General features: G+C 75.0%; 15 protein-coding genes and 1 pseudogene. 4 read left to right on the top strand and 12 right to left on the bottom strand.

The window, feature by feature from the left end; translation table 11 throughout:
- Positions 1-67 precede the first annotated feature (67 nt).
- Positions 68-2,104, top strand: coding sequence for a bifunctional aldolase/short-chain dehydrogenase (locus DQ238_RS19640; protein ID WP_113782932.1), 2,037 nt, complete (start codon positions 68-70; stop codon positions 2,102-2,104).
- 11 nt (positions 2,105-2,115) lie between these two features.
- Positions 2,116-3,591 carry a rhamnulokinase family protein gene (locus DQ238_RS19635; RefSeq protein WP_233496119.1) on the top strand — a complete coding sequence of 492 codons (1,476 nt, stop codon included), beginning with the start codon at positions 2,116-2,118 and terminating at the stop codon, positions 3,589-3,591.
- On the opposite strand, the gene DQ238_RS19630 is transcribed toward DQ238_RS19635, so the two are convergent.
- Both DQ238_RS19630 and DQ238_RS22920 read right to left on the bottom strand, forming a co-directional pair.
- Positions 3,588-4,157 carry a hypothetical protein gene (locus DQ238_RS19630; protein WP_113782961.1) on the bottom strand — a complete coding sequence of 190 codons (570 nt, stop codon included), beginning with the start codon at positions 4,155-4,157 and terminating at the stop codon, positions 3,588-3,590. The genes DQ238_RS19635 and DQ238_RS19630 overlap by 4 nt on opposite strands.
- Positions 4,158-4,565: 408 nt before the next feature.
- A complete protein-coding gene (locus tag DQ238_RS22920) occupies positions 4,566-4,844 on the bottom strand; it encodes a hypothetical protein (protein WP_158550853.1) in 279 nt (92 codons plus the stop codon).
- Between the two features lie 174 nt (positions 4,845-5,018).
- On the opposite strand from DQ238_RS22920, the gene DQ238_RS19620 reads away from it, so the two are divergent.
- Positions 5,019-5,690 carry an HAD-IA family hydrolase gene (locus tag DQ238_RS19620; protein ID WP_199506468.1) on the top strand — a complete coding sequence of 224 codons (672 nt, stop codon included), beginning with the start codon at positions 5,019-5,021 and terminating at the stop codon, positions 5,688-5,690.
- 69 nt (positions 5,691-5,759) lie between these two features.
- Here DQ238_RS19620 and DQ238_RS19615 read toward each other — a convergent pair whose 3' ends face one another.
- The 5 genes from DQ238_RS19615 to DQ238_RS19595 form a co-directional block, all read right to left on the bottom strand.
- Positions 5,760-7,394 (bottom strand): FAD-dependent monooxygenase, encoded by a 1,635-nt coding sequence (locus DQ238_RS19615; RefSeq protein ID WP_113782929.1) that lies wholly within the window; start codon positions 7,392-7,394, stop codon positions 5,760-5,762.
- Positions 7,395-7,543: 149 nt separating this feature from the next.
- Positions 7,544-8,794 carry a DUF3500 domain-containing protein gene (locus DQ238_RS19610; RefSeq protein WP_113782928.1) on the bottom strand — a complete coding sequence of 417 codons (1,251 nt, stop codon included), beginning with the start codon at positions 8,792-8,794 and terminating at the stop codon, positions 7,544-7,546.
- Between the two features lie 4 nt (positions 8,795-8,798).
- The gene (locus DQ238_RS19605; RefSeq protein WP_113782927.1) at positions 8,799-9,653 is read right to left on the bottom strand and encodes a fumarylacetoacetate hydrolase family protein; all 855 of its coding nucleotides are present in this window, start codon (positions 9,651-9,653) and stop codon (positions 8,799-8,801) included.
- Positions 9,650-10,567, bottom strand: coding sequence for an alpha/beta hydrolase (locus DQ238_RS19600; RefSeq protein ID WP_113782926.1), 918 nt, complete (start codon positions 10,565-10,567; stop codon positions 9,650-9,652). Before DQ238_RS19600 ends, DQ238_RS19605 begins: the two co-directional genes overlap by 4 nt.
- A 149-nt stretch (positions 10,568-10,716) precedes the next feature.
- Positions 10,717-11,271: a quercetin 2,3-dioxygenase gene (locus tag DQ238_RS19595; RefSeq protein WP_113782959.1), complete on the bottom strand. Its 555-nt coding sequence runs from the start codon at positions 11,269-11,271 to the stop codon at positions 10,717-10,719.
- Between the two features lie 114 nt (positions 11,272-11,385).
- On the opposite strand from DQ238_RS19595, the gene DQ238_RS19590 reads away from it, so the two are divergent.
- Complete coding sequence (locus tag DQ238_RS19590; protein ID WP_158550851.1) at positions 11,386-12,147, top strand: dihydrodipicolinate synthase family protein; 762 nt, start codon at positions 11,386-11,388, stop codon at positions 12,145-12,147.
- Between the two features lie 11 nt (positions 12,148-12,158).
- On the opposite strand, the gene DQ238_RS19585 is transcribed toward DQ238_RS19590, so the two are convergent.
- From DQ238_RS19585 to DQ238_RS23395, 5 genes and pseudogenes are all read right to left on the bottom strand, one after another.
- Complete coding sequence (locus tag DQ238_RS19585) at positions 12,159-13,877, bottom strand: IlvD/Edd family dehydratase (RefSeq protein WP_199506467.1); 1,719 nt, start codon at positions 13,875-13,877, stop codon at positions 12,159-12,161.
- 52 nt (positions 13,878-13,929) lie between these two features.
- Complete coding sequence (locus DQ238_RS23945; protein ID WP_113782924.1) at positions 13,930-15,126, bottom strand: glycoside hydrolase family 1 protein; 1,197 nt, start codon at positions 15,124-15,126, stop codon at positions 13,930-13,932.
- Positions 15,123-15,569 (bottom strand): alpha/beta hydrolase fold domain-containing protein, encoded by a 447-nt coding sequence (locus DQ238_RS23400; RefSeq protein WP_199506466.1) that lies wholly within the window; start codon positions 15,567-15,569, stop codon positions 15,123-15,125. The genes DQ238_RS23945 and DQ238_RS23400 overlap by 4 nt, the downstream gene beginning before the upstream one ends.
- A gap of 86 nt (positions 15,570-15,655) precedes the next feature.
- Complete coding sequence (locus DQ238_RS19570; RefSeq protein WP_199506472.1) at positions 15,656-16,183, bottom strand: IclR family transcriptional regulator; 528 nt, start codon at positions 16,181-16,183, stop codon at positions 15,656-15,658.
- Positions 16,184-16,218: 35 nt separating this feature from the next.
- Positions 16,219-16,323 (bottom strand): annotated as a pseudogene (locus tag DQ238_RS23395) (IS5/IS1182 family transposase); the annotation flags it as partial.

Raw genomic sequence — 16,323 nt, 5'->3', positions numbered from 1 at the left:
CCCTCCCCCGAGGGGCCAAAGTGGCCACTTTGGCCCCTCCCTTCACCTCGGAAGGACTCCCACCGCCATGACCAACCCCGTCGTCCGTGAGCTGATCGAGCGCAGCAACCGCCTCGGCGCCGACCCGCGCAACACCAACTACGCCGGCGGCAACACCTCCGCGAAGGGCACCGAGACCGACCCGGTGACCGGGCAACCGGTCGAGCTGGTCTGGGTCAAGGGCTCCGGCGGCGACCTGGGCACCCTGACGGAGAGCGGCCTCGCCGTCCTGCGGCTGGACCGGCTGCGCTCGCTGGCCGACGTCTACCCGGGCGTCGACCGCGAGGACGAGATGGTCGCCGCCTTCGACCACTGCCTGTTCGGCAAGGACGGCGCGGCGCCGTCCATCGACACCGCGATGCACGGGCTGGTCGAGACCGCGCACGTCGACCACCTGCACCCCGACTCGGGCATCGCGCTGGCCACCGCCGCCGACGGCGAGGCGCTGACCCGCGAGTGCTTCGGCGACCGCGTGGCGTGGGTGCCGTGGCGTCGTCCCGGCTTCCAGCTCGGGCTGGACATCGCCGAGATCGCCGCGAAGAACCCGCAGGCCATCGGCTGCGTCCTCGGCGGACACGGGATCACCGCCTGGGGCGCCACCAGCGAGCAGTGCGAGGCCAACTCGCTGGAGATCATCCGGACGGCGGAGCGGTTCCTCGCCGAGCGGGGCGCGGCCGAGCCGTTCGGCGCGGTGGTGCCCGGCTTCGAGCCGCTGCCGGAGGCCGAGCGTCGGCGCCGGGCGGCCGACCTCGCGCCGGTGGTCCGCGGGCTGGCCTCGACCGACAAGCCGCAGGTCGGGCACTTCACCGACTCCGACGTCGTCCTGGAGTTCCTCTCCCGCGAGAAGCTGCAGCCCCTGGCCGCCCTGGGCACCTCCTGTCCCGACCACTTCCTGCGCACCAAGGTCCGCCCGCTGGTGGTCGACCTGCCGGCCACCGCGCCGCTGGAGGACGTCGTCGCGCGGCTGCGGGAGCTGCACGAGCGGTACCGCGATGAGTACCGGGCCTACTACGAGCGGCACGCCACCCCGGACAGCCCGCCGATGCGGGGTGCGGACCCGGCGATCGTGCTGGTGCCCGGCGTGGGCATGTTCAGTGTCGGGGCGAACGAGCAGACCGCCCGCGTGGCCGGCGAGTTCTACGTCAACGCCATCAACGTGATGCGTGGCGCCGAGGCGGTCTCCACCTACGCGCCGATCGACGAGGGCGAGAAGTTCCGCATCGAGTACTGGGCGCTGGAGGAGGCCAAGCTCGCCCGGATGCCGAAGCCCAAGCCGCTGGCCACCCGGGTCGCGCTGGTGACGGGTGCGGCCAGCGGTATCGGCAAGGCGATCACCCACCGGCTGGCGGCCGAGGGCGCGTGCGTCGTCGTCGCCGATCTCGACCTCGCCAAGGCGCAGGCCGCGGCCGAGGAGATCGGCAACACCGACGTCGCCGTGGGGGTGGCCGCCGACGTCAGCGACGCCGAGGCGGTGGCCGAGGCGTTCCGCGCGGCGGTGCTGGCCTTCGGCGGGGTCGACCTGGTGGTGAACAACGCCGGGCTGTCGATCTCCAAGCCGCTGCTGGAGACCACCGAGCGCGACTGGGACCTGCAGCACGACGTCATGGCCAAGGGCAGCTTCCTCGTCTCCCGCGAGGCCGCCCGGATCATGATCGAGCAGGGGATGGGCGGCGACATCGTCTACATCTCGTCGAAGAACTCGCTGTTCGCCGGTCCCAACAACATCGCCTACGGCGCCACCAAGGCCGACCAGGCCCACCAGGTACGCCTGCTGGCCGCCGAGCTGGGGGAGCACCAGATCCGGGTCAACGGGATCAACCCCGATGGCGTCGTCCGCGGCTCGGGGATCTTCGCCGGTGGCTGGGGCGCGTCGCGGGCCGCGGTCTACGGGGTACCCGAGGAGCAGCTGGGCGAGTTCTACGCGCAGCGGACCCTGCTCAAGCGCGAGGTGCTGCCCGACCACGTGGCCGACGCCGTCTTCGCGCTGACCGGCGGCGACCTCACCCGGACGACGGGGCTGCACGTCCCGGTCGACTCGGGCGTGGCCGCGGCCTTCCTCCGATGAGGAGGGCCATTGTGGCCACAAAGGCCCCACTCACCGTCGCGGCCGTCGACCTGGGTGCCTCCAGCGGCCGGGTGATGGCCGCGCGGGTCGGCCCGCGGGAGCTGGAGCTGACCGAGGTGCACCGGTTCCCCAACCGGCCGGTGCGCGCCGGCGGCACGCTGCACTGGGACGTCCTCGGCCTGTACGCCGGCGCCCTCGACGGGCTGCGGGCCGCGGGTCGGGCGGCCGGTCGGGTCGACGGGGTGGGCATCGACAGCTGGGCGGTCGACTACGGCTTGCTCGACGCCGACGGGGCGCTGCTGGGCAACCCGGTGCACTACCGGGACTCCCGGCACGAGACGGGGGTGCCGGCGGTGCACGCCGCCGTCGGCCCGGCGGAGCTGTACCGGGTCGACGGGCTGCAGCACCTGCCGTTCAACACCGTCTTCCAGCTCGCGGCCGCACGGGGGACGGCGCAGTTCGCCGCGGCCCGGACGGCGCTGCTGATCCCGGACCTGCTGGCGTACTGGCTCACCGGCGCGGTCGGGGCCGAGGTCACCAACGCCTCGACCACCGGGCTGCTCGACGCCACCACCCGGGAGTGGGCCTGGGAGCTGGTGGACCGGCTCGGGTTCGACCGCGGCCTGTTCCCGCCGCTGCGCCAGCCCGGGGAGCGGCTGGGGGAGCTGCGCGACGACGTCCTGGCCGAGACCGGGCTGACCGGCCCGGTGCCGCTGGTCGCGGTCGGGTCGCACGACACCGCGTCGGCCGTCGTCGGCGTCCCGGCGGCCACCGACCGGTTCGCCTACGTCTCCTGCGGCACCTGGTCGCTGGTCGGCGTGGAGCTGGAGAAGCCGGTGCTCACCGAGGCCGGCCGGGCCGCCGGGTTCACCAACGAGCTCGGTGTCGACGGCACCGTCCGGTACCTGCACAACGTCATGGGGCTGTGGCTGCTGCAGGAGTCGCAGCGGACCTGGGCTTCTTCCGGGCTGTCGGCCGACCTGGCGGAGCTGCTGGCGGGCGCGGCGCGGGTGCCGGCGTTCCGGGCGGTCGTGGACGCCGACGACCCGCGGTTCCTGCCACCCGGCGACATGCCGGCCCGCATCGCCGCGGTCTGCGCCGAGACCGGGCAGCCGGAGCCGCAGAGCCCGGCCGAGACGGTCCGCTGCATCCTCGACAGCCTCGCGCTGGCCTACCGCCGCACCGTCCGGCGGGCGGTGGAACTGTCCGACCGGGACGTCGAGATCGTGCACCTGGTCGGCGGGGGTGCGCGCAACACCCTGCTGTGCCAGCTCACCGCCGACGCCGGCGGGCTGCCGGTGCTCGCCGGTCCGGTGGAGGCGGCGGCGCTGGGCAACGTGCTGATCCAGGCCCGCGGGCTCGGCGTCCTCTCCGGCGGCCTGCCCGAGCTGCGGGCCCTGCTGCGGACCACGCAGGACGCCCAGCTCTACCTGCCGACCCCCGGCTCGGCAGCCTCCTGGGACGCCGCAGAGGCGCGCCTGCGCTAGGAGCGCCCGCGGCGGCGCTCGATCGCGTCGAGCACCGTCTTGCGCGCCTTGCCGAGCTCGCGCTCGGCCCGCTCGGCGCGGTCGAGCTGCGAGTCGCCGGACATCCCGCCGACCCGCCGGCGGGCCTCGGCCGCGTCGACGTCGATCAGCTCGGCGGCCCGGCGGGCCTCCTTCGCCGCCTCGGTGTCGGCCACGTGCTGCTCGTCGCTGCCCTTCTTCCGGCGGTCGGTGGCCCGCTTCTCCTCGTCGCTGAGCAGCTGCCACGCGGCGTCGGGGAGGTAGCGCGACGTGCCGTCGGAGCTGCGGGCCCGGTCGCCGCCGTCGGCGGTGTGCCACTCCTGCGCGGTCCACTCCTGCAGGTGCCGCTGTGACGCGGTGCGCTCGCCCTCGTGCCGGTAGGCGCCGCCGTGGGCCTCGTACTCGTGAGTGAGCAGCTGGCTCTTGCGTGCGCTCCACTGGCCCGGCTTCCCGCCGCGGTCGCCCGCCTTGATCTCCTCCTTGAGCCGCGCGCGCAGCTCCGGGTCCGTGTAGTCCTCCGCGTAGTCGTCCGCCGACTTGCCGCTCATGGCGGCGGGCCTACCCATGGTGGAGTCGGTCCACCCGCCGGCGGCCACCCGGGTGGCGTCGGCCCGCGGCGCCGCGGCTGCTCCGCCGCTCGCAGCGTGCGCCCGTCGTGCCCGTCTACGGCCCCCTGAGCTGGATCTTCGTCTTGCGCCGACGCATCTTCGAACGCATGATCGAGAGCATGGACGATGGGGCGATGACCAGCACGCTCGGTGCCGGCGCGCCCGTCGTCGGTTGGGCGTCGGGTCCGTTGGGGGCGGTGCAGGCGGCCGCTCGGGACATCGCCCGGCAGACCGCGGTGAAGGCGCGGGCAGTGGCTGCCTCCGCCGTACTGACGACGGTGCGGGTCCGGTCCGGGGACCGCGAGGCGTGGCTGCTGCGGCTCCTGGACGACGAGCGGAGCCCCGTCGTCAGGCCGCCAACAGCGCTGGCAGGTCGAGGCACTGGGGGAACGGCTCGCACAGCTCCACCGGGCCGGGGGCGTCGGAGGTCGACACGTCCACGAACGTGCCGCCTTCGTCGCGCAGCACGGTCAGCGTGCCGGCATCCGGGTTCCGCCGTGAGGGAGGGTTCGCCACCACCAGCCCCTCGTGGTACACGGAGTGCTGGGTCTCGCCCAGCGCCAGGTGGTCCGCGTTGCGCATCGGCGTCCGCAGGGAGCCGCCGGCCTGCAGCGTCGGCACCACCACGGACCCGATGCCAGGGCTCGCACGGTCAGCCGGGCGCGGACGCCGCCTGCAGCCGGGCGCCCTCGGGAACGGCGCCGCGGCCGGCGTCCATGCCCCACGGTGCCCGGTGACCCGCGATCCCCGTCGGCGGTGGTGGGCGGCCAGCTGGGAGTCGCGACCCGCGATGATGGCGGCGTGGGCCACCCCGGACGGACCGAGCTGGTCGAGCTGCCCTGCCGCGCGCTGCTCGTCGACGTCGACGGGGTCCTCGTGGACTCCGACGCCAGCGTGGCGCTCTCCTGGTCGCGCTGGGCGCGGGAGCGCGACCTGGACCCCGCCGAGGTCCTCGGCACGGTGCACGGCCGGCGCACCGCCGACACCGTCGCGCTGCTGGTCGGCCCGGACGAGCGGGCGCGGGCCCTGGCCGCCGTCGACCGGTACGAGCTGGAGGACGTCGGGTCGACCACCGCCCTCCCCGGCGCAGCCGAGCTGCTCGGTCAGCTGCCCGCCGGGGCCTGGGCCGTGGTCACCTCCGGACGGCGGGAGCTGGCCACCGCCCGGCTCGCGGTCGCGGGCCTGCCCGTCCCGGCCGTGTCCGTCTGCGGGGAGGACGTACCGGCCGGCAAGCCCGACCCGGCCGGCTACCGGCGGGCGGCCGCGGAGCTCGGCCTGCCGCCCGGCGACTGCGTCGTCCTCGAGGACAGCCCGCCCGGCGTCGCGGCGGGCACGGCCGCCGGCGCGACGGTGGTCGGCGTCAGCGAGCGGGCGCTCGCCAGCGGTGCCCGGCTCGTCGTCCGGGACCTGCGCGGCCTGACCTGGACCGGCAGCGGCCTGGGGGTCGACAGCGGCGCACTGCTGCGATCCTGAAGCCGGGCCCGTGCACCCGGCGGACCGCGGCGCGCACCGCCTTCGGCCGGCACCCCCCGTGCACCGGCGTCATCGGCGGGACGCCTCCGTGAGGGTGGGGACCCGGCCGGTGACCCGGTCGAGCAGCGCGGTGGGGTCGGTCACGGCGCTGCCGCGCCAGGCGACGTGCTGGTCGGGCCGGACCAGCACCAGCCCGGCGCCGCAGCGATCGCGCAGCCGGGGCAGGCCGCAGAGGTCGAGCACCCGCAGGGGGACGCCGGCCCCCGCGGCCGCCGCGGTCAGCGCCGCGCTGCGCGCCAGCGGGTCGAGCACCAGCAGCGTGAAGCCGTCGCCCAGCCGGTCGTAGAGCGAGCTGCCGTCGGGCAGCCAGGCGTGCGGCAGCCGGGCGCCCGGGTGCGCCGACGGGGTGTAGGTCACGACATCGTGCCGCGGCACCGGCGAGCCGTCGGGGACGACGACGGGGGAGTCGGCGTAGTCGTAGCCGAGCACCAGGCCGAGGCTGTGGAACTCCAGGTCCTTGACCTGCAGCGCCTCGGCCAACCGGGCCCGCAGCGCGGCACCGGTGGGGCCGTCGTCGTCCAGGTCGGCGGCGGCGAAGGACGGCGCGAGGAACGCCTCCTGGCTCCCCGCGGCGGCGATGGTGCGCTCGGCGACCGGCCGCCGCTCGGCCTCGTAGCTGTCCAGCAGGGACGGCGGCGCCCAGCCGGCCAGGACGGCGGCGAGCTTCCACGCGATGTTGACCGCGTCGCCGACGCAGGTGTTGAAGCCGTGCCCGCCCCAGGGCGGGTTGAGGTGCGCGGCGTCGCCGACGAGGAACACCCGCTGCCCGCGGTAGCGGTCGACCAGCAGCATCCGCGCCGACCACGGGTCGGTCGCCAGCACCTCGACGTCCACCGCGTCGCCGACGAACGAACGCACCAGGGCGGCGGGGTCGACGTCGGCGTCCTGCGGGCCGATGCCCTGGACGATCAGCCACCAGGTCCCGTCGAGGTCGAGCCGACCCATGAGGCCGCCGCGCTCGGCGCCGATCACCCAGTAGTGCACGCCGCGGGCGCACAGCCGCCGCTCGTCCAGCGCCCGGGACCGGAAGGTGATCGACAGGTTGGGCAGCGCGCCGGAGGAGCCCTCGTAGCGGGCCCCGATCGCCGGCCGGCAGACGCTGGCCGCGCCGTCCGCACCGAGCAGGTGGTCGGCGACGACCTCGGACCGCTCGCCGTCCGGGCCCTCGACCACGGCGCGGACCTCGTCCGGCCCGTCGGTCACCGCGACCACCCGGGAGCCGACCAGCAGGGTCACCGACGGCAGTTCCGCGGCGGCGTCCCTCAGCACCTGCTCGACCACCGACTGCGGCGCCTGCTGGCCGGCCTCGGCGGCGATCTCGCGGGGCGCCGTCCACAGCCCGAACGCCTCCCGGAACCGGGCGATCTCGTGCCCCGACAGTCCGGTGCAGAAGACGACGTCCTGCGCGTGCGCCACCGGCAGGGGCGCGGTGGCGCGCAGCCGGTCGGCCAGGCCCCAGCGGCGCAGGTGCTCCATGGTCCGCACGCTGGTCGTCTTCGCGCGGGGCCGCAGCGGGTCGAGCCGCGTGCGCGGCTCGACGACGAGCACCTCGAACCCCCGGCGGCCCAGCTCGATCGCGGCGGCCAGGCCGCTGGGGCCGCCGCCGGCGATCAGCACCGGGACGCGGGCGGGCACGGCGGTCATCGGATCTCCTGTCGACGAGGGCGTCCGCTCGACGAGCGGACGCGCGAGGGAGCCGCGCCGTGGGCCGTCCGGCCCCACCCGGCGCCTCCCTCAGCATCCGTGGCCGGGGTCACCTCCCCGTAGCCCGTTGCCATTGACCGGCAGGGCGGTCAGGTCCCGGTGCGCTGCTGCCACTGGCGGACCCAGGCCCGGCCGTAGTCGTTGCCGTGCGGGGTGCGCAGCACGGTGTGCACGTGGAAGGGCTGGGGGACGTCGTAGTCGAGGAAGACGCCGCAGTGGTGGTCGAGCTCGGCGACGATCACCGGGGACTGCAGCCGGTAGTAGAAGACGTCGCCGGGAGCCGAGCCGCCGATCCAGCAGAACCAGGTCTGCTCCAGGTGGGCCTCGATCTCGCGCATTCTGGCCTTCCGCGGGCCCTCGGGCAGGAGCCGGACGAACGCCTCGGCGATCCCCACCGCTGCATGCTGGGCCTGGGCCGGCATCTCGGCGACGCGCACACCCTCGACCGGGATGACCCGGTTGTCCTGGAACGCGCCGGCCAGGTGCCGCTCGTCACCGGGGTGCACCCGGCCGGCGGGCATGGCCGGGTCGACCATCTGCGCGTAGACGGTGGCGGCCGCCCGCTGCTGCTCGGGCAGGGCGGCCATCAGCCGCAGGCCCAGGTCGACCCGGTCGGCGAACAGGTCGCGCAGGCCGGCGTGCGGGCCGGCGTCGATCTCGTCGGGTTCGGCGCCGAGGAACACCGGGGAGAGGGCCATCCGGCCCTCGACGACCAGGCAGTTGAGCGCGCAGTGGTGCCCGTAGAGCTGCCAGCCCCACGGCGCGGTCGGGTCGGGGGTGCCGTAGAGGGCGAGGTTGTAGCTCCACTCGTTGAGCACGCTCTGGAGGTCGACGACCTCGCCGAGGAAGCCGTTGACCAGCATCATCGCGTGCGCCAGCTGGTAGCCCTCCGGGGAGATCGAGGCGCGCACCAGGGCCAGCGCCTTGTCCCGGACCTGCGGCGGCTGGAGCTCCAGGCGCAGCCCGGTGTCGAACTGCAGGAACTCCGGGTTGGCCCAGGTCTGCCACTCCACGGCGTCGACGGGGAAGGCCACCCGCGCCCGGTCGTCGTCGGACAGGGCGGCGAGCAGGTCGGTCGCGGCGGCGACCATGGCCTCGACCGGCGCCTCCTCACCGGAGCGGGCCGGCTCCAGCGGATAGAGGCCCTCGCGCAGGACGCCGTCCTCGGTGACCCCGCGGAACGGGTTCTCGTACAGCGGCGTCCAGCCCTCGACCAGGCCGCCGGTGAACGTGCTGGGCTTCTTGGCCAACTCGCCGTAGGTGTAGGGGTCCATGCCGCGGACCTCGGCCAGCCGCGGGTGGTCGTGCGGGAACAGGTACTGGCGGAACTCACCGGACACTCCTTCAGACCCCTCTCAGCCGGGCGTCGTTGCCGACGATGTGGTTGGTCAGCACGCCGAGGCGCTCGACCTCGACCTCGACGACGTCGCGGGGCTGCAGCAGCCACGGCGGCGTCCGGGCGTAGCCGACCCCCGACGGCGTGCCGGTGGCCAGCAGGTCACCGGGCCGCAGGGTGAGGGTGTGCGAGATCAGGGACAGCGTCTCGCCGACGGGATAGACCATCTCGTCGGTGCGCCCGTCCTGCACCGTCTCGCCGTTGACCCGGGTGCGCACCCTCAAGCCCTCGCGCAGGTCACCGACCTCGGCGGCCGGCACCAGTGGCCCGAGCGGGCCGGAGCGGTCGGCGTTCTTGCCGAGGATCCACTGGCTGGTCAGCTTCTGCGCCCGCCGCGCGGTGAGGTCGTTGAAGGTCGAGTAGCCGACGACGGCGGCCAGCGCCTGGTCGGGGTCGGCGTCCACGAGGGTCCTGCCGACGTAGGCGACCACCTCGCCCTCCCAGTCCAGCCCGTCCTCCCCGCTCGGGACCGGCACCTCGGCGCCGTCGACGGTCAGCGAGGCGGTCCAGCGGGCGAACAGCGTCGGGTACGGCGGCACGTCCTCCCCGGCGTAGGAGCCCTCGGCGACGTGCTCGAGGTAGTTCAGCCCGATGCAGACCACCCGGGCGCCGGGCAGCACCGGCGGCACGACCTCCACGTCCGCGGCCGGCAGCGTCTCCCCGGCCGGCGGGCGGGCGAGGTGCCCGGCCGCGTCGGCCCAGAACTGCTCCAGACCGGCCAGCACCGTGACCCGGGCGCCGTCGTCGGCCAGCGCCGCCACCTCGACCGGCCCGCCGTCCCGGCGGATGCCCACGACCCTCACGCCCGGTCCTCCTCGGCGGTCAGGTGGCGGCGCAGGAAGGCCACGGTGCGCTCCAGTGCGTCGGCCGCGGCGTCGGGGGCGCCGAGCCACATGTGGTCGGCGTCGGGGTGGGTGTGCAGCTCGACGTCGACGCCGGCCTCCTGCAGCGCGTCGCGCAGCCGCTCGCTCTGCACGCACGGGACGAACCGGTCGACCCGCCCGTGCACCAGGAGGAACGGCGGGGCGCCGGGGGAGACGTGGGTGACCGGGCTGGCCTGCGCGGCGGCGTCCGGCACAGTGGGTGGGGGGGCACCGAGCAGCTGGGCCTCGCGGGTGGCCGGGTCCGTGGGGTCGGCGCCGGTGTCGGCGGCCACGGCGGCGACGTCGCTGGGCGCGTACCAGGCGGCGACGGCGGCCACCGCGGACGACGGTCCGGTCACGCCGACGTCCCCCTCGAGCGCCGCGTCGTCACCGGTGAGGCCGAGCAGCTCGGCGAGGTGGCCGCCGGCCGACTCGCCCCAGGCGGCGACCCGGTCCCCGTCGATGCCCAGCTCGCCGGCGCGGGCGCGCAGCCAGCGGACGGCGGCCTTGGCGTCGTGCAGCTGGGCCGGCCAGGTGGCCTCGCCGGAGAGGCGGTAGTCGACGCTGGCCACGGCGATGCCGGCCTGCGCGACCTCGGAGAACGGGGACGGGCCCGCATACGCCGGGCCGGCGGCGTGCCGGCTGCCCAGCCGCCAGCCCCCGCCGTGCAGGAAGACGGCCACCGGAGCGGGGGCGTCGGCCGGCAGGTACAGGTCGAGCTCGAGCGGTCGGCTGCCGGGCAGCGCGGCGTACGGGACGCCGGAGAGCACGTGGGTGCCTCCGGGACCGGGGCGCGGCGTCGGCAGGGGCGCCTCGTGGGCGGGTGGGGGCAGGGGGAGGGCTGGGGTGGGCACGGGACTCCTCACGGGCCGGACGCAGGCATCGGGCCCCAGGCGCGGAAAGCCGGGTCTGGGAAGCCGGGCATGGGAAGCCGGGCATGGGAAGCGATACCTGCGTCTCGCGCCCGAAGACGCAGGTATCGCTTCCCATGCCCGAGGTGACGTCAGGCGTCGGGCCACCGGAAGTCCGGCATGAACCGCATGTTGTGCTGCTGCGCCGCGGCCTGCATGCGCGGGAAGTCCGGGACGAACGGTGGCTGGTCCTTGGTGGCGGAGTCGGTCTCGGTACCCATGTGCTGGAAGAACCGCTCGAACCCGCCGGAGAGGGTGCCCATCATCCGGGCGTCCTCGACGATCTGGTAGGCGTGCGCGAAGCCGGCCGGCACGTAGCCGAAGTCGCCGGGCGTCAGCAGCTGCGACTGCTTGGCGCCCTCGGCGTCCTCGAAGAACAGCCGCACCCTGCCCTCGATGACGTAGAAGGTCTCGTGGGTCTCGTTGTGCGAGTGGGTCGGGATGACGTCGCCGGCCGGGGACTCGCTGACGATGATCCCGAACTGGTTCTCCGTCTCGTCGCCGGAGAGCAGCACGGTGAACAGGTCGCCGAACAGCATGGCGTGCTCGCCCTCGCCTCGGCGCAGTACGTAGGGCACCGGCTTGCCGGGCAGCAGGCCCTTCCACCGCGGACCCTTCGCCGGGTCGATCAGGTACTCGAAGCTCATGCGCGCTCCCGGGTGCGGGTCGACGGTGACCGATCGAGGATCGGTGACCGGCGTCACCGGCACCCACGGGGCTGCCATTGAGCGGCAACGATCCTGCGGAGCAGGATGCGCAGCATGGCTGCTCTGTTCACCGGCGTCGGCGTCGCGCTGGTCACCCTCTTCCGCGACGACGGCGCGCTCGACGCACCGGCCACCGCGGACCTCGCCGCGCGGTTGGTCGACCTCGGCGTGCGGGCGGTGCTCGTGGCCGGGACGACGGGCGAGGCTGCCAGCCTCACCCCCGAGGAACGCGCCGAGCTGGTCGGTGCCGTCCGGACGGCGCTGCCGGCCGACGTCCCGGTGATCGCCGGCACCGGCGCGCCCACCGGGACCCAGGCGGCCGCGCTGACCGAGCGGGCCTTCGGCGCCGGGGCGGACGCCGTGCTCGCGCTCTCCCCGCCGGGCGTCGCCGACCCGCGCCCCTACTACGACCGGGTCGCGAAGGCGACCGGCCCGCTGCTGGCGTACCACTTCCCGGGAGCCTCCGCGCCGGGCATCCCGGTGGACCTGCTGCCCGAGCTGCCCGTCTCGGGGCTCAAGGACTCCTCCGGCGACGCCGGCCGGCTGCTGCACGAGCGCGACGTGTTCGCCGGCGACCTGTGGACCGGCGCGGCGAGCCTGGTCGGGCTGTGCGGCGCGGTCGGCGCCGCGGGAGCGCTGGTGGCCGTGGCCAACGTCGCGCCCGAGGAGTGCGTCGCGGCCTTCGCCGGGGACGGCGCGGCCCAGGTGCGGCTGGCCGCCGTGGAGCGCGTGGCGTCGGTGGACTTCCCGGCCGGGTACAAGCGCGCGGCGGCCGAGCGCTTCGGCACGTCCGTCGTCACCCGGGTGGGCGGCTGACGGACCAGCGCTCAGTGCGACTCGCGGCTGACGGCCGATCCGCTGGAGCCGACGAGGAAGTCCAGGTCGGCGCCGGTGTCGGCCTGCAGCACGGAGTCGACGTAGAGCCGCTCCCAACCGCGCTCCGGGTCGGCGAAGCCGGCGAGGGTCGCCTCTGACGGCGTGCGGCGGGCCAGCTCGTCGTCGGGGACCTCGACGTCGATCCGCCGGGCGTCGACGTCGAGGCTGACGACGTCGCCGGTGCGCACCACGGCCAGCGGGCCGCCGGCGGCGGCCTCCGGTGCCACGTGCAGGACGACGGTGCCGTAGGCGGTGCCGCTCATCCGCCCGTCGCAGACCCGGACCATGTCGCGCACGCCGGCCTCGAGCAGCTTCTTGGGCAGCGGCATGTTCGACACCTCGGGCATGCCGGGGTAGCCCCTGGGCCCGCAGCCGCGCAGCACCAGCACCGAGTCGGCGTCCACGTCGAGGGCGGGGTCGTCGATGCGGGCGGAGAAGTCCTCGATGGAGTCGAACACCACCGCCCGGCCGCGGTGGCGCATCAGGTGCGGTGAGGCCGCGGCCGGCTTGATGACCGCGCCGTCGGGAGCCAGGTTGCCGCGCAGCACGGCGATGCCGCCGTGCTCGACCAGCGGCTCGCGGCGGGACCGGATGACCTGCGGGTCCCAGATCGGCGCGCCATCCAGGTACTCGGTGAGCGGCTTGCCGGTGACGGTGAGCGCCGTCGGGTCGAGCAGGTCGCGCACCTCGGAGAGCACCGCCAGCAGGCCGCCGGCGCGGTGGAGGTCCTCCATCAGGAACCGGCCGGCCGGCAGCAGGTCGACCAGCACCGGCACCCCCGACCCGATGCGGTCGAAGTCGTCGAGGGTCAGGTCGACGCCCAGCCGCCCGGCGATGGCCAGCAGGTGCACCACGGCGTTGGTGGACCCGCCGATGGCGGCCAGCGCCACGATCGCGTTGGCGAAGGAGGCCTTGGTCAGGAAGGTGCTCGGCCGCCGGTCGGCGGCGACCATCTCCACGACCAGCCGGCCGGTGCCGTGGGCGGCCTCCAGCAGCCGGCTGTCCGGCGCAGGGGTGCCGGCGACGCCGGGGACGACGGTGCCCAGCGCCTCGGCGACCAGCGCCATGGTGGAGGCGGTGCCCATCGTGTTGCAGTGCCCGCGGCTGCGGATCATCGCCGACTCCGACCGGGCGAACTCCTCCGGCGAGAGCGTGCCGGCGCGCACCTCCTCCGACAGCCGGAACACGTCGGTGCCGCAGCCCAGCGGCACCCCGCGGAAGGTGCCGGTCAGCATCGGGCCGCCGGGGACGACGACGGCGGGCAGGTCGACCGAGGCGGCGGCCATCAGCAGCGACGGGATCGTCTTGTCGCACCCGCCGAGCAGGACCACGCCGTCGACCGGGTTGGCCCTCAGCATCTCCTCGGTGGCCATCGCGGCCATGTTGCGCCACAGCATCGCGGTGGGGCGCACCTGCGTCTCGCCGAGGGAGACCACCGGCAGCTCCAGCGGGGTGCCGCCGGCCGCGTGGACGCCGTCGCGCACCGCGGCGGCCACCTCGGTCAGGTGCCGGTTGCACGGCGTCAGGTCCGAGGCGGTGTTGGCGATGGCGATCTGCGGCCGGTCGAACGCGTCGGCCGGGATGCCGCGGCGCATCCACGCCCGGTGGATGTAGGCATTGCGGACGTCGCCCGCGTACCACTGCGCGCTGCGGAGGGACACGGCCGCCATCCTCGTCCCGCGTCGAGACGGCGGTCCAGACGAGCGGTGCGGGGGTCGCGGATCACTCCGCGAACCCGTTGCGGCGGGCGATGCCGCCCAGCCAGGCCAGGCTCGGCTTCGGCGTCCGGACGAACGTGGTGCGGTCGACGGCGATCAGGCCGAACCTGGGCGCGTAGCCCGCGAACCACTCGAAGTTGTCCAGCAGGCTCCAGTGGAAGTAGCCGCGCACGTCGGCGCCGTCGGCGATCGCCTCGGCCAGGCCGCGCAGCGAGCCCTCGGTGTAGGCGATGCGCTGCTCGTCGTCCGCGGTGGCCACACCGTTCTCGGTGACCACGACGGGGGTGTCGGGGAGGACCTGGCGCACGCGGCGCACCGAGGCGCCGAGCGCCTGCGGCCGGTACTCCACGTGCGCCTGCGTCAGGAGCTCGGGTGCCGGCGCGACCGGGCCGTCGGGGCCGATGCGGGCGCAGCTGTAGACCTGCATGCCGACGTAGTCGCAGTCGGCCGCGGCGTGCAGGAACTGGTCCTCGAAGGCGGCGCGGTGCTCGACCATCCGCTCCTCGCCGCCGTCCACGGCGATCCACTCCTGGCCGACCAGGGCGAGGCCCACCGGCGGTGACCCGGCGCCGCGCAGCACCTCCAGGCTGCGCCGGTGGGCGGCGAGGAAGGCGTCGGTCAGCTCCTGGTCCGGCTGGGGCAGGCCCGCCACCTGCTCACCCCGCGCGGCCATGGCGCCGAGGACGGGCAGCGCGGCGGCGAGGTTCGGCTCGTTGAGGGTGATCACCGACTCGACGTCGGCGAGGATCGGCACCGCCAGTTCGGTGAAGCGGGCGAACCGGTCCCCGGCTTTCGGCCCGAGCCACGAGCCGTCGTCGTGGAACCAGCGCGGCGTGGAGAAGTGGCACAGCGTCACGACCGGTGCCAGCCCGCGGTCCCGGCAGCCGTCGACCATGCGCCGGTAGTGGTCGAGCGCGGCGCGGGAGGGCTCGCCCTCCTCGGGCTCGATGCGGCTCCACTCGAGGCTGAACCGGTAGGCGGTGAACCCGGCCCCGGCCAGCAGGTCGAGGTCCTCGCGCCAGCGGTGGTAGTGGTCGACGGCGTCGCCGCTCTTCTCTGCGAACGGGGAGTGCTCCTCGTGCTCCCACCGCCAGTAGTGGTTGTTGACGTTGCCGCCCTCGACCTGGTGCGAGGCGGTGGCGGCGCCCCAGAGGAAGCCGCCCGGGAAGCGGACCGGGGACGACGGCGGGGACGTGGTCATGAAGAGATCTCCTCGGACTGCGGGGCGGTGGGCGCTGCGTCGCCGCCGCGGTAGTGGAGGTCGGCGGAGGCGGCGGTGCCGGAGGTGGCGTGGAGGCCGACGACGCGGCCGGTGGAGGTCGTGGGCACCTCGAAGGTCCAGTACCGGCCGTCCAGCTCGGTGAGGACGACGTCCTGACCGCGGTGGCTGTCGCGCACCCACCGGGAGGTGGCGACGACGTCGTCGTGCGGCACCGGGTGGTGCACGCCGTCCAGGCAGAGCCGGTGGTCGACGCTGACGACGACGGCGCCCGCGCGCGGGCACACCTGCCGGGCGGTCCGGTCGGCCTCGGGCATCTCCAGGTCACCCCGACGAACGCGCCGCCGTGCAGCCATGGCCGCCCCGGACGATGGAACGCCCTCCAGCAGGTGCGGCTTCGAGGCGATGGCGGGGTGGATCGGCACGGGTGACCTCCGGACACGGGCGGTGCCGCGAGGATCGTCCGCCCCGGAAGCCTGATCCCAGAGCCCTGCCATTGAGCGGCACCCGGTCAGGACGGCGAGAACGGCCCTCCCGTGTGGCCGATCGAGCGGCGGGCGCCGAGGCCCCGGGAGATCGAGCGCGCCGCCGTCCGCACGGCCGGGCCGAGCAGCCGCGGCTCGGCGTGCTCCTGCGGCACGACGACGGAGAGGGCGGCCGCCACCTCGTCGTCGGCGCCGAAGACGGGCGCGGCCACGCTGACCAGCGGCTGCGGCGTCCGGCGGCGGAAGGTGGCCACACCGTCCCGGCGGATCTCGGCCAGCGTGCGGCGCAGGGCGGCGGGGGAGACGGCGACCTTCTCCGGCTCGTGCACCAGCGGCCGCGCCAGCACCTCCTCCTGGAACCCCGGCTCGGCGAAGGCCAGCAGCACCAGCCCGACACCGGTGGAGTGCAGCGGCAGCCGGCCGCCGACCCGGTAGAGCACCGGCATCGCCTGGCGGGAGGAGAGCCGTTCCACGAGCAGGCCGTCGTAGCCGTCCCGGACGGCGAGCAGCACGTGCTGACGGGTGACCTCCTCCAGGTCGCCCATGAACGGCATCGCCACCTGCTTGAGAGCGTGTCCGGGAACTTTGATTAGCGGGCCAGCCGGCGGGACATGGTCATGATCATCGCGGTGTGGATCATGGCCTCGCTGGTGTCGGTGCGCCGCTCGTAGTCGCGTACGCAGCGGCGGTACTT

Source organism: Geodermatophilus sp. TF02-6, from assembly GCF_003319115.1.
Classification (GTDB): Bacteria; Actinomycetota; Actinomycetes; order Mycobacteriales; family Geodermatophilaceae; genus Geodermatophilus.
The sequence above is the reverse complement of the archived record's forward strand: the minus strand, read 5'-3'. Positions and strand labels throughout refer to the sequence as shown.